The following is a 12,750-nucleotide window of genomic DNA, read 5'->3' on the forward strand; positions in this document are numbered from 1 at the left end:
CGGCACGCTCCGTTCGGTCAAGTTCCGGTACGCCTTCCACCATATTTCCGGAAATAGCGGCTATATGCCGTCGAGGGCGTCCAGGAGCCATTCCGCGAGGTAGGCGGCGAAGGAGGAGCGGACGTAGAGGCGGTAGGTGTCGGGTTCCGTCCGCTCCAGCACCACGCCCGCCTTGCCGACGGTGGTCTGGGCGTGGCCGGTGAACACCCGGGGATGCAGGTCCAGCGGGCAGCCGGTCATCAGCACCTCCCGGGCGGCGGGGCCGGACAGCTCCAGCACGGTGCGTTGCCCGGACACCTCGACGCCGCCCGCGGGCGCCTCGCCGCCGACGACGAGCCACCACGCCGGACCGAGCCGCAGCCCGCGGCCCGGATCTTCCCCACGCACCTCCCACATCGGCACGAACGGCACCTCGCGCACCCGCACCCGCGCGCCGGAGGCCGCCGCGAACCGCCCGGCGAACCCCGCCGCCGGACTCACCGCCTCCAGCACCCCGGACTCCGGGTCAACCGGGTCAGCGAGCTCACCGGCCTCCGGGTCGCCGTCGCGGTGCAGGTCGTCGGGCTCCGGGTCGCCGTCGCGGCGGAGGTTGTCGGGGTCGTAGAACACCGGCGAGACGACGGTCACCGGCACCCGCCGCGCCCCGTCCACCGCGACCAGCCGCTCCCCCTCGGCCGCCTCCCGCACCAGCGCCAGCACCGCCACCGGATAGCTGGAGGTCACATACCCGATCGCCGGCGCGGCCCCCTCCCGGGTGAGCTGGGCCCCCTCCGGCACGGGCTCCTCCGCCACCAGTCCCACCAGCCGCTTACGAGACTCCCGCGCGGTGTCCGGCCGCAGGTGCGAGCGCCGCCCCACGAAGTCGGGCTTCCGCCGCGAGACGATCCACCCCATGCCGAGGTCCTGCGGCGTGACCGTCCCGTCCGTCTCCTGGCCGACGATCGCGAAGCCCTTCTCGGCCCGCAGCACGTGCATGGTCTCCGTCCCGTACGGCACCGCGCCCAGCTCCAGCACCCGCCGCCAGAGCGCCCCGCCGTACTGCCAGTGCACGTTGACCTCGAAGGCCAGCTCACCGGAGAAGCTGATCCGGAACACCCGCCCGGGCACCCCCAGCACGGCGGTCTCGGCGTAGGTCATGAACGCCAGCTCCGCCGCCTCCGGCGCGAGCGCGCGGATCACCCGCCGAGCCCGCGGCCCGGCCACCGCGACGGTGGCCCAGTGGTCGGTGACCGACACGAAGCGCACGTCGAGCTGGGGCCACTCGGTCTGGTGCCACTCCTCCAGCCAGTCGAGCACGGCGGCGGCGTTGCCGGTGGTCGTGGTCATCAGGTAGTGCTCGGCACCGAGCCGCGTGGTCACGCCGTCGTCGAAGACCATCCCGTCGGCGCCGCACATCACCCCGTACCGGCACGAGCCGACCGGCAGCGTGGAGTACAGGTTGGTGTAGATCCGGTCGAGGAACTCCCCCGCGTCGCGCCCCCGGATGTCGATCTTCCCGAGCGTCGAGGCGTCCATGGCCGCCACCGCCGTGCGGGCCGCCAGGCGTTCGCGGGCCACCGCCTCGGCCATCGACTCCCCCGGCCGCGGGAAGTACCACGGCCGCTTCCACTGGCCCACGTCCTCGAAGACCGCCCCGCGGGCCACGTGCTCGCCGTGCATCGCGGTGACCCGCACCGGGTCCGACAGCAGCCCCCGGTCGCGCCCGGCCAGCGTCGCGAAGGACACCGGCGTGTACGGCGGGCGGAACGTGGTGGCCGCCGGCGTCACCCCCAGCAGAGCCCCCAGCACCCCGGCCACGATCGACGTCTTGCCCTGGTCGGCGCCGGTCCCCGCGGTGGTGAACCGCTTGACGTGCTCCGGCGAGCGCAACCCCGCCCCGACCGCCCGCGCCAGATCGGCCACCGTCACGTCGCGGTGCAGGTCCGCGAAGGCGGTCGCCGGGTCGTCCCCGCAGGTCCACAACCGGGCCGGCGGGCGGAGCGCGCCCTGGTCGCTGTCCGGCACCCGCACGGCGACGGGCGCCCCGTACCCGGTCAGCGCCGCCGCCTCGGCGCCCGCGGCCAGCCCGTCCGCGATGGCCTCGGCGCTGCCGTAGACCCCGCGGCACGCCCCGGCCGAGCGTTCGGCCTGCGCGGACAGGTGCGGGACGAAGGTCTGCAGCTCGTCGTCGAAGCGCAACCGCCCCTGCGACTGGCTGAACAGGTGCACGACCGGGTTCCAGCCGCCCGCGACGGCCAGCAGGTCGGCCTCGACGTGCCGGTCGCCGATCAGCACCCCGTCGAGCACCCCGGCGGCGTCGGCCGTGGTGCCGGTGACGAGCTGGCCGTCGGCGCGCGGGTCCACGACCGCGACGATCTCGACCCCGGCCGCCGCCAGGTCGCGGGCCGCCTCGTGGCCGGAGTCGGCGCACGCGAAGACCAGCGCCCGCCGGCCGGGGGCCACGCCGTACCGGTTGGCGTAGGTCCGGGCGGCCGAGGCCAGCATGACGCCGGGGCGGTCGTTGCCGGGGAAGGCGATCGGCCGCTCGTGCGCGCCGGTGGCCAGGACCACGCGGCGGGCGCGCAGGTGCCAGAGCCGCTCGGCCTCCGGCGTGGGGCGGGAGACGGCCAGGACGTAGTTGTGGTCGTAGTAGCCGGTGGCGGTGGTCCGGGTCAGGATCCGCACCTCGGGCAGTTCCCGCAGCCGGGCCTCGGCGTTCCCGGCCCAGCGCGCGGCGGGCGCGCCGTCGAGGAGCACGCGGCTGGACAGCAGGTCGCCGCCGAGCCGGGGTCCCTCGTCCAGGAGCACGACGCGGGCGCCCGCGCTGCCGGCGGCCAGGGCGGCGGCCAGCCCGGCGGGCCCGCCACCGATGACCAGCACGTCGCAGTGCAGGTAGGCCTTGTCGCAGCGCCGCGAGTCCGGTGCGGAGGGGTCGATGCGGCCCTTGCCGCGCAGGCTCCACGCCTCCAGCCCCTCGCGCAGCTCGATCGTGGTCGCCGGGAGCATCGGATCGGCGCCCACCCGGACCAGGGCGTTGGGCTCCTCGGGCCCGGCGGTGTAAACGCCGCGCGGCCGGCCCAGATCCACGCTGTGCCCGACGACCCGCACGCCGTTGCGCAGCAGCGCCGCGGCCAGGGTGTCGCCGGGCAGCCCGCTGTACGGCACGCCGTCGAAGCGGAAGGCCAGGGTGGGCGGGGTGGTCATGGCGCCGTCCTGATCTCGTGGGTCACGGTGTGCCGCCGGACGGTGAACCACGTCCGGCAGCCGCCGGAGTGGAACCAGCGCTCGTGGAACCAGCCCTTGGGGTTGTCGCGCAGGAAGACGTACTCGGCCCAGGCCGCGTCGTCCAGGTCGCCGGGCCGTTCGGGGTAGGCGATCCCGGCCTGCCCGCCGTACCGGAACTCGTTCTCGTCACGTGGCCCGCAGTGCGGGCAAGGCAGGAGCATCATCAGTGTGCGACCGCCGCCGCTCCGTGTTCGTCGATCAGCGCCCCGGTGCGGAAGCGCTCCAGCGAGTAGGGCTCGGCCAGCGGGTGGGGCTTGCCGTGCGCGATGGTGTGCGCGTAGGCCCAGCCGGAGCCCGGGGTGGCCTTGAAGCCGCCGGTGCCCCAGCCGGCGTTGATGAACAGGTTCTCGACCGGGGTGGGGCCGATGATCGGGGAGGCGTCGGGCGAGACGTCCACGATGCCGCCCCAGGTGCGCAGCACCCGCACCCGGGCGAACAGCGGGAACAGCTCCAGGGCGGCGGCCATCTGCGCCTCGATGACGTGCGCGGCGCCGCGCTGGCCGTAGGAGGTGAACTGGTCGATGCCCGCGCCCATGACGAGCTCGCCCTTGTGCGCCTGGCTCACGTAGACGTGCACCGCGTTGGACATGACCACGCAGTCCAGCACCGGTTCGAGCAGCTCGGAGACCAGGGCCTGGAGCGGGTGCGACTGCAGCGGCAGCCGGATCCCGGCCTGGGCGGCCAGTACGCTGGTGTGCCCGGCGGCGGCCAGCGCGATCTTCCCGGCGTGGATGACCCCGGCGTTGGTCCTGACCGCGACCGCCCGGTTGCGGGTGATCTCGAAACCGGTGACCTCGGTGTTCTGCAGCAGGTCGATGCCGTACCGGTCGGCCTGACGGGCCAGCGCCCAGGCGACGTGGTCGTGCTTGGCGATGCCGCCGCGCCGCTGGAGGGTGGCGCCGAGCACCGGGTAGCGGGCGCTGCCGCGCACGTTGACGATCGGGCAGAACTCGGCCACCTGGTCGGCGTCGAGCCACTCGGCGTCCACCCCGTTGAGCAGGTTGGCGTTGACCCGGCGGCGGCCCTCGCGCACGTCGTGCAGGGTGTGCGCCAGATTGAGCACGCCGCGCTGGCTGAACTGCAGGTCGTAGTCGAGCTCCTCGCTGAGGCCCTCCCAGAGCTTGAGCGAGTGCTCGTAGATGGCCGCGCTCTCGTCCCAGAGGTAGTTGGAGCGGATGATCGTGGTGTTGCGGGCCATGTTGCCGCCGGCCAGCCAGCCCTTGTCCAGGACCGCGACGTCGGTGATGCCGTGGTTCTTGGCCAGGTAGTAGGCGGTGGCGAGGCCGTGGCCGCCGGCGCCGACGATCACCACGTCGTAGGAGTGCTTGGGCTCGGGGGTGCGCCAGAGGAAGTCTGGGTGGGTCACCGACGGATCTTCTCCATCTTGGGGTCGTACAGCGGCTCGGCGGCGACCGTGGCGGGGACCAGGCGGTCGAAGTAGGCGATCTCCACCTCGGTGCCGGGCTGGGCCAGCTCGACGGGCAGCCACGCGTAAGCGATGGCGTGGCCGACGGTGTGCCCGTAGGCGGCGCTCGTCACGTGGCCGACCGTCCGGCCGGCGTGCCGTACCGGCTCCTTGCCCAGCACCACGGCGGCGCTCAGCAGGGGCACGAGTCGGCGCACCGGCTCGCGGGCCAGGGCCTCGCGCCCGAGGAAGTCCTTGTCCTCCCGGACCGCGAAGCCGATCCCGGCCTCGTACGGGTTGTGCTCGGGCGTCATGTCCACGCCCCAGAGCCGGTAGCCCTTCTCCAGCCGCAGCGAGTTGAAGGCGGCCCGGCCGCCGGCCGTCACGCCCTCGCGGTACAGCGTGTCCCAGAGCTTCAGCCCGAGGTCGGCGCTGGTGTAGAGCTCCCAGCCGAGCTCGCCCACGTACGAGACGCGCATGGCCAGCACCGGCACGTGCCCGACGTAGCCGCTGCGGCAGGAGAAGTAGCGGAAGCCCTCGTGCGACAGGTCCATGTCGGTGAGCGGCTGGGCCAGTTCCCTGGCCTGCGGCCCCCAGACGCCGATGCAGCAGGTGCCCGGGGTCAGGTCGGCGACGCGCACGTTGGCCGGGGCGTGCCGGCGCAGCCAGTCGAGGTCGAGGTTGCCGTTGGCGCCGACCTGGAAGCGGTCCTCGGCCAGCCGGGCGACGGTGAGGTCGGAGCGGATGCCGCCCCGGCTGTCGAGCAGGAGGCTGTAGGTCACCGAGCCGGGCTTGCGGTCCACGTCGTTGGTGGTGAGGTACTGCAGGAAGGCGGCCGAGCCGGGGCCGCTGACCTCGATGCGCTTGAGCGGCGTCATGTCGTACAACGCGACGCGCTCGCGCGTGGCCCTGGCCTCCCCGGCGGCGATCGGCGACCAGAAGCGGGCCGCCCACTCGTCGCGCTCGGGCACCTCCTCGGCCAGGGCGGCGTTGGCCTCGAACCAGTGCGGCCGCTCCCAGCCCGCGCCCTCCAGGAAGCACGCGCCGAGCTCGCGCTGGCGCACGTGGAAGGGGCTGGTGCGCAGCGGCCGGGGCGACTCCATCGGCTGCAGCGGGTGGATGACGTCGTATACCTCGACGAAGTTCTGCCGGCCGCGCTCCTCGACGAAGGCCGGGGCGAGCTGCACGGGCTCGAACCGGTTGAGCTCGCACTCGTGCAGGTCGAAGGTCGAGACGCCGTCCACCAGCAGCTCGGCCACCGCCCTGGCCACGCCCGCCGAGTGCGTCACCCAGACCGCCTCGGCCAGCCAGAAGCCCTCCAGCTCGGCGGCCTCGCCGATGAGCGGGAAGCCGTCGGGGGTGAAGGAGAAGACCCCGTTGATGCCGTCGGTGTGCTTGCTCGCGGCCAGTTCCGGCAGCAGCTCGGCGGCGTCGGCCCAGGCCGGGTCGAAGTCCTCGGCGGTGAAGGCCTGCACCGAGGGCATCGTCGTCGCCCTGGCGGCGATCTCGTGCTGGGCGACCGGCATCGGGCGGTGGGCGTAGGAGCCGATGCCTAGCCGGTCGCCGTGCGCGCGGAAGTACAGGTCGCGGTCCTGGTGGCGCAGGATCGGCAGCGGCTCGCGCACACCCGCCAGGCGGCCGGAGCGGGCGTACTGGTGGGCCAGCGGCAGCAGCGGCACGCTCACCCCGGCCAGCGCGCCGATCGTGGGACCCCAGAAGCCGGCGGCGCAGACGACCACGTCCGCCGGGACGGTCCGCGGGCCGTCGGCCGACTCGACGGTGACCCCGACGACCCGGCCGCCGCGTTGCTCGACGCCGACGACGGTGTGCTCGCCCAGGAAGCGGGCTCCGCGGGCGATCGCCCGCCGGGCCTGCGCCTCGCCGCTGGCCACGGCGTCGGCGAGGCCGTCGGTCGGCACGTGGTAGCCGCCGAGCACCTTGGCCCGGTCGAGCAGGGGCCAGAGCCGGGCGCACTCCTCGGGGCCGATCACCTCGCCGTGCACGCCCCAGGACTCGGCCCAGCCGCGGCGGCGGTGCAGGTCGTGCAGGCGCTCGGGGGTGGTGGCCACCTCCAGCCCGCCGACCTGGTCGAAGGTGCCCAGCGCGAGGTACTTGCGCACGGTGTAGGCGGCGAACTCGGTCATCGCCTTGGACGGGTTGGTCTGGAAGACCAGCCCGGGCGCGTGGGAGCTCGACCCGCCCGTGCGGAACAGCGGGCCTCGCTCGACGACGGTCACGTCGGTCCAGCCCCGGCCGGTCAGCTCGTCGGCGAGCGCACAGCCGACGATGCCGGCTCCAATGATCACTAATCGCGGCCGGCCCACCATGCGCCCTCCGGTTGTTCCTTAATACGCAACACGCACCGGACTACGCAACGACCATAGAGCGCCGACCGCCCCGCTACAAGAGCGCCTCAGGTCAGCAGGATGCCGCCGTCCACCGGAAGGACCACCCCGGTGACGTAGGAGGAGGCGTCGGAGGCCAGGAAGACCGCGGCGGCGACCAGCTCGGCCGGATCGCCCGCCCGGCCCATCGGCACCCGGGAGTCGAGCATGCGCTCCAGGTAGCCGGGGGCGTACTGCTCGGTCATCTCCGAGGCGAAGAACCCCGGCTCCAGGCAGTTCACCCGGATGCCGCGCCGCCCGGTCCACTGCTGCGCCAGGTCACGGGTGAGCCCGATGACCCCCGCCTTCGACGCGCTGTAGGCGGCCTGCGGCAGCCCCGCGGTGGTCTCGCCGAGGATGCTGCCGATGTTGACGATGGACGAGCCCGGCGCCATGACGCGCGCGCACGCCTGCGCCATCCAGTAGGTGCCGTGCAGGTTGATGTCCACGACCGCGCGGAACTGCTCGGGAGTCTCCCGCAGAGCCGGTACGGCGGTGCCGACCCCGGCGTTGTTGACCAGCACGTCGACCCGGCCGAAGGCCTCCATCGCGGCGCCCACCAGGCCCTCGCAGGCGGCCGGGTCGGTGACGTCGGTCTCGACGGCGACGCACCGGCGGCCGGTCTCCTCGACCAGCCGCCGCGTCTCCTCCAGGCGGTCCTTGCGCCGGGCGCCGATCGCGACGTCGGCGCCCGCCTCGGCCAGGCCGCGGGCGAAGGCCACGCCGAGCCCGGAGGAGGCGCCGGTCACGATGGCGACCTTGCCGCCGAGGCTGAACCGTTCGAGCATGGCGAATCTCCTTCGACCCGTACGTTCTGGATAGAAGGAGATTCTAGAGAGAACGATTAGAGACCGTACTCCTTGGTGATGCGCTCGTGCCGCTCCACCTCGACGTCGATCTCGCGGGCCAGGTCGAGCCAGGCCAGCGGGTGCGACCAGCGCTCGGTGGCGTCGTCGAGCAGCGCGTCGACCTCCTCGGCGCTCACGCCGGGCGGCACGGCGACCCAGCCGTACAGGCCGGGCAGGCGCTCACCGGTCGAGGGGTGGGTGACGGTGTAGTTCTCGTCGCTGTAGACCCACATCGGCCAGCCGCGCTCGGCCATGACCTCGGTGAACTCGGCCCAGTCCGACTCCGACGGCGCGGCGCCGTCGAAGAAGTAGCTGGTGTAGCCGCCCTGGCGCAGCAGGCTGACCGCGGCGAACGGCGGCACGAAGTTCTGCTGCTCCTCCGGGGAGGAGGGGATCGGCTCCAGCAACTGCGGGTCGAAGACGACCAGGTCACCGGCGTTGTACTCCATGCCGCGCGGCTGCGGCAGCGCCAGGCGGGCGGTCGCCGGGCCGGTGCGGATGGACAGGATCTGCCGCTGGCTGCCGTCGGGTGCGGGGAGGATGATGCGGACGAGCCCCATCTCCTCCTCGACCGGGCCCTCGGTGGACTTGAGCGGCATGCCGATCTTGGCGGCGCCCCGCCGTACGGTCGCCCAGTCCTCGGCGGAGGTCGCCATGACGATCATGCGCCAGACGTCCTCCTCCGTGGTGTCCTCATCGTCGATGACGTTGAGGAGCACGGTGGCGGCCTTCTCGTTCTCGCCCATCTGCTGGAGCGCGCCGGACAGCAGGCGGCGCGCGGCGATGCCGCCGCCGTTGGTGACGGCGTGCTCGGCCTCGCCGACCGCCTCCTCCCAGCGCTCGCGAGCGGTGTGCAGGCGGGCCAGCGTGAGGTGGCGCTGGACGTGCGGGAGCTGGGCGGCGAGCTGCTCCAGCCGCTCGTCCTGGCGGGCCTCGATGAGCAGGGTGGCCAGGTAGGCGATGTCCTCGGGGTCGGCCGCGGCCACGTCGCCGCCGTCGACCAGCAGCTTCCAGTAGATGTCGGCGCCGCGCGCCGGGTAGCCGAGGAAGCCGAGCGTGGTGGTGTGCCGGCGGGTGGCCTCCAGGTCCGTGCCGGACAGCGGCTCCAGCCAGCCCACCCACTTCTCCGGGTCGGCGTTGAAGCCGTCGGCGGCGTCGAACTGGCCGACACGCTCCTCCAGCGAGCCCTCGGGCTCGGCGGGCGGCTCGGTGGCGTCGGCGGCGGCGCGCAGTGCGGCGATCCGCTCGGCGACGCCCTCGTCGGCCCGCAGCTCGCCGGCGTAGGACTGCGCGGCGTCGGCCAGCAGCCTGGCCTGCCACACGCCTTGACGGGCCACGGCCAGCTCGCCGGCGACCAGCGCCAGCTCGACCCGGGCGCGGTAGCCGCCCATGGTGCCGAAGTAGTCGATCCACTGGCGCAGCACGCGGCCGAGCTGCCAGGTGTTGGTGATCTGCGCGGAGGAGGCGAGCTTGGCGACCGCCTGGCTCCACTCGGCGAAGACGCGCGGGTGCTCGCCGACCACGTCGAGGTCGGGCAGGGCGTCGACGGCCTCTTCCATCCGGCCGAGCTCGGCCAGGATGCGGGCGCGGCGCACCGCGTCGCGGTACGGCTTGGCCACCGGGTCGTCGGCCTGGAAGTCGACGGCCGCCTGGAGCGCGGTGAGGGCGGCGTCAGCGCGGCCGGCGGCCAGCAGGGCGCGGGCGCTCTCGGCGCCGAGCTCCCAGCTCGCCTGCTTGCCGTCGGCGCGCAGGCGCTCGACGGCGGACTCGGCGTAGGCGACCGCCTCGTCGGCGCGGCCGGCGTCGGTGAGCGCCGAGACGTACTGCGTCACCAGGCCGCAGTAGGCCAGGTGGTCGGGGCCGAACTGCTCCAGCGCGGGGCCGAGCTTGGCCAGCCGCTCGGCGGCGTAGCCGGGTGCGTCGGTGTTGGCCCAGGCCACCGCCAGCGCCTCCAGGGCGGCCGGGGTGCTCGGGCAGTCACGCACGTCCTCTCGCTCGGCGAAGGCGACCAGCGCCTCCGCGTCGCCGATCGCGACCGCGCCCTGAGCGCGGTCGCCGACGCGGCCGACCAGGTGCCAGTAGCGGGCGTAGAGCTCCAGCCAGGGCATCTGGAGGGTTTCCGCCTGCTGCGCGATGGCGGGCGCCATCACGTCGAGCTGGGCGTACCGCCCTTGGTATGCCTGCGCGGGAAGGTCTCCCAGCGCCATTGCGAGCCCGCCCTGACCCGCTTCGCCGAGCTGCTGCTGGGTGTCGCCGACCCACGACCAGATGTCCACGTCCATGGGCAGAAAGTCTGCCAGGTCAACTGGCATGCCCCAAACGCACGAGCCCGATGAGCTCGTCGCGTTCCGCCTCAGAGAGCACTTCGAAGAACGGGGCCATCACGTCGTTGGTCTGCTCCTCGATCACCTTCCGGCGTTCGACCACGTCGGGAGCGGGCGCCGGGTACGGCTCCGGCCATTCGAAGAATTTCGCCATCGTCTCGCCCGCGACGTTACCGAAAGGTGTTCCGGGGTGCTCGATCGCGAGCATCGCGTCCAGCGGATGCATGCCCGCCGCGACGACGGCCGCCGCGTGCACGCCGCCGCGCAGTTCGCGCACGACGTGCATGAGCTGGGTGGCCCGCGCCGGCGCGTCGGCCGGCAGCGGTACGGCCCGCCACCCGGCGAACAGCGGCGCGCCCACCGGCGAGGCGTGCTCGACGACCGGCTCCAGCAGCTCGGCCAGCCGGGCGCAGCCGTCGAAGCCGCCGAGGTTGCGCCGCCCCCACTCCTGGCAGGCCACGGCGTAGCGGGCCACCGCCTGCTCGACCGGGACCTTGCGCCCGCCCTCCCAGCTCTCGGTGACGTGCGCGGGCGGGAAGAAGACGGCGACCGAGGTCACCACGTCGGCGTGGACCTCGCCGAGCACGCCGCAGCGGCCGCGGAAGTAGGCCTCGCGAGGACCGAGCCGGAGCTCCTCGCAGGCCGCCTTGGCCTCGCGCGAGAGCATCCACTTGCCGCCGAGCACGCCGATGGGGCCTTTGACCTCGGCCGCCGTGGTGCGGGGATCCGCCATGCCGTACCTCCTGGGGTGGGGAAGACGTCCCCAGAATCCCTCAGCAGAACATCATTCGGCAAGTTCTCCGGAGGCGATGATCACCGCCGGGCCGGCCAGGTAGCTGGTCTCGGCGGTGAGCGTCACGGTGAGCCGGCCGCCGAGCACCTCGACCGTCCAGGTGCCGGTGCTCTCCCCGGCCAGGTGGGCGGCGGCGACGGCGGTGGCCACCGCGCCGGTGCCGCACGAGCGGGTCTCGCCGGAGCCGCGCTCGTAGACGCGCATCACCGCGCGACGCGGGCCGACCGCGTTGAGCAGCTCGATGTTGACGCCGGTCGGGAAGACCGCCGGGTCGAAGGCGGGCTGGTGGTCGAGCACGAGCTGGGTGACCGGGTCGCCGATGACGCAGGCCAGGTGCGGGTTGCCCACGTCGATGTGCAGGCCGGTGTACTCCTGGCCGGCGACGGTGGCGACGCTCTCGCCCAGCACGCGCGGCAGGCCCATGTCGACGGAGATCTCGCCCGCGGCGTCCACGCGGACGGCACGCAGCCCGCCGCGGGTGGCGATGGCGAACTCCGCCGGGTCGGTCAGCCCGGCGTCGATGAGGTGGCGGGCGAAGACCCGGACGCCGTTGCCGCACATCTCGGCCATGCTGCCGTCGGAGTTGCGGTAGTCCATGAACCACTCGGCCTGCCCGGCCAGGTGCGAGACCTCGGGTGAGACCTTGGTGCGCACGACGCGGAGGACTCCGTCGGCGCCCAGACCCGCGCGCCGGTCGCAGATCGCCGCCACGCGGGCGGCGGTCAGCTCCAGCTCGCCGTCGGGATCGGGCAGGATGACGAAGTCGTTCTCAGTGCCGTGCCCCTTCAAGAACCTCATGCGCCAAGCCTATGAGGTCCGGCGAATCGTACGGCAACCAGACCACCCTGGGGTCGCGCCGGAACCACGACTCCTGCCGCCGGGCGAAGCGCCGGGTGGCCCGGACGGTCTCCTCGAAGGCCTGCTCCTCGCTCCACTCGCCGTCCAGGAAGCGCAGCACCTGGGCGTAGCCGAGCGCCCGCGAGGCGGTGAAGCCCTCGCGCAGCCCCGGCAGCGAGCGCACCTCCTCGACCAGCCCCGCCGCCCACATGCGCTCCACGCGCAGCGCGATCCGCTCGTCGAGCTCGGGCCTGGGCACCGACAGCCCGATCTGCACGCTGGGGTAGACCGCCTCGTAGGAGGGCATCGTCGCGGAGAACGGCCGCCCGGAGAACTCGATCACCTCCAGCGCCCGCACGATCCGCCGCCCGTTGCTGGGCAGGATCGCCTCGGCCGCCACCGGGTCGGCCACCCGCAGCCGCTCGTACAGCTCCCGCGGCCCGCGCTCGGCCAGCTCGGCCTCCAGGCGGGCGCGGATCTCCGGGTCGGTGCCGGGGAACTCCAGCTCGTCGAGCGCGGCCCGGACGTAGAGCCCGCTGCCGCCGACCAGGATCGGCGTCTCGATCGTGTCCAGCAGCGGCCGGACCAGCTTCTGGTACTCGGCCACGCTGGCGGTGACGCTCACCTCCCAGATGTCCAGGAGATGGTGCGGAACCCCCTTGCGCTCGGAAAGGTCGAGTTTGGCCGTGCCGATGTCCATTCCTCGGTAAAGCTGCATGGAGTCGGCGTTGATGCATTCGCCGCCCAGCCGGAGGGCGAGATCCACGGCTAGGTCGGACTTTCCGGCCGCGGTGGGTCCCACGACGGCGATGACTGGCTGCTGGCGCACACCGATAAGTGTGTCAACGATGCGGGTATGAGTGGGACGGCGGCTCGGGGGGGCCGCCGCGAAACA

9 protein-coding genes are annotated in these 12,750 nt (G+C 73.4%); all 9 read right to left on the reverse strand.

Annotation, left to right across the window (positions count from 1 at the left end):
- Positions 1 to 60: 60 nt before the first annotated feature.
- Positions 61 to 3,183, reverse strand: coding sequence for a 2Fe-2S iron-sulfur cluster-binding protein (locus AB0I67_RS23920; RefSeq protein WP_357927399.1), 3,123 nt, complete (start codon positions 3,181 to 3,183; stop codon positions 61 to 63).
- Positions 3,180 to 3,428, reverse strand: a complete 249-nt coding sequence (locus tag AB0I67_RS23925; protein WP_357927401.1) for a sarcosine oxidase subunit delta — start codon at positions 3,426 to 3,428, stop codon at positions 3,180 to 3,182. The genes AB0I67_RS23920 and AB0I67_RS23925 overlap by 4 nt, the downstream gene beginning before the upstream one ends.
- Entirely contained in the window at positions 3,428 to 4,630 is a 1,203-nt protein-coding gene (locus AB0I67_RS23930) for a sarcosine oxidase subunit beta family protein (protein WP_357927403.1), read from the reverse strand. Before AB0I67_RS23930 ends, AB0I67_RS23925 begins: the two co-directional genes overlap by 1 nt.
- Positions 4,627 to 6,996: an FAD-dependent oxidoreductase gene (locus AB0I67_RS23935; RefSeq protein WP_357927405.1), complete on the reverse strand. Its 2,370-nt coding sequence runs from the start codon at positions 6,994 to 6,996 to the stop codon at positions 4,627 to 4,629. The genes AB0I67_RS23930 and AB0I67_RS23935 overlap by 4 nt, the downstream gene beginning before the upstream one ends.
- Before the next feature lie 86 nt (positions 6,997 to 7,082).
- Positions 7,083 to 7,841 (reverse strand): glucose 1-dehydrogenase, encoded by a 759-nt coding sequence (locus AB0I67_RS23940; protein ID WP_357927407.1) that lies wholly within the window; start codon positions 7,839 to 7,841, stop codon positions 7,083 to 7,085.
- Positions 7,842 to 7,897: 56 nt separating this feature from the next.
- A complete protein-coding gene (locus AB0I67_RS23945; RefSeq protein ID WP_357927409.1) occupies positions 7,898 to 10,183 on the reverse strand; it encodes a tetratricopeptide repeat protein in 2,286 nt (761 codons plus the stop codon).
- Positions 10,184 to 10,202: 19 nt separating this feature from the next.
- The gene (locus tag AB0I67_RS23950) at positions 10,203 to 10,958 is read right to left on the reverse strand and encodes a hypothetical protein (protein WP_357927411.1); all 756 of its coding nucleotides are present in this window, start codon (positions 10,956 to 10,958) and stop codon (positions 10,203 to 10,205) included.
- Positions 10,959 to 11,009: 51 nt separating this feature from the next.
- A complete protein-coding gene (gene dapF / locus AB0I67_RS23955; RefSeq protein ID WP_357927412.1) occupies positions 11,010 to 11,816 on the reverse strand; it encodes a diaminopimelate epimerase in 807 nt (268 codons plus the stop codon).
- A complete protein-coding gene (miaA, locus tag AB0I67_RS23960; protein WP_357927414.1) occupies positions 11,788 to 12,684 on the reverse strand; it encodes a tRNA (adenosine(37)-N6)-dimethylallyltransferase MiaA in 897 nt (298 codons plus the stop codon). Before miaA ends, dapF begins: the two co-directional genes overlap by 29 nt.
- Positions 12,685 to 12,750 lie beyond the last annotated feature (66 nt).

It is taken from the genome of Nonomuraea sp. NPDC050310 (assembly GCF_040655795.1).
Lineage (GTDB): Bacteria > Actinomycetota > Actinomycetes > Streptosporangiales > Streptosporangiaceae > Nonomuraea.